The 584-nt window shown below is 73.5% G+C and carries 1 protein-coding gene; it reads left to right on the forward strand.

Going from position 1 to position 584, the window contains the following annotated elements:
• Window positions 1–252: 252 nt before the first annotated feature.
• On the forward strand, window positions 253–584 hold a 332-nt coding region (locus tag L6Q96_23450; GenBank protein MCK6557503.1), incomplete at its 3' end, for a glutamine synthetase.

The raw sequence follows: 584 nt of genomic DNA on the forward strand, positions 1-584 counted from the left end.
CGTCGTGACGGCGCTCCCGGACCTCTACGGGCGCCTCGTCGGCAAGCGCATCACGGGCGCCTTCTTCCTCGAGGAGGTGGCGCGCCACGGCATGCACTGCTGCGACTACCTCCTGGCCTGCGACATGGAGATGGACCCGACGCCCGGCTACGCCTACACGAACTGGGCGAAGGGCTACGGCGACCTCCACGCGGTGCCGGACCTGGGCACGCTGCGCCAGGCGGCCTGGCTCGAGCGCCTGCTGCCGGGCGCATGCGCACGAAGCTGGCGGTGCGCTTCCTCCTGGAGCAGATCGACGAGTGGGGCGACGTGGTGGCCGACGAGACGAGCGGCGAGCTCGTCGGGGTGGCGCCGCGCTCGATCCTGAAGCGCCAGCTCGCGCGCGCGGCGGCCCTCGGCTTCGCCGCCAAGGCCGGCAGCGAGCTCGAGCTCTACCTGTTCCGCGACGGCTACGACGAGGCACGCGCCCGCCGCTACCACGGCCTGCGCCCCTACGGCGGCTACGTCGAGGACTACCACCTGCTCTCGGGCACCTTCGCCGAGCCGGTGCTGGGCGCGATCCGGCGCGGGGTCGACGCCTCGGC

This window comes from Candidatus Binatia bacterium (assembly GCA_023150935.1).
GTDB lineage: Bacteria > Desulfobacterota > Binatia > HRBIN30 > HRBIN30 > JAKLJW01.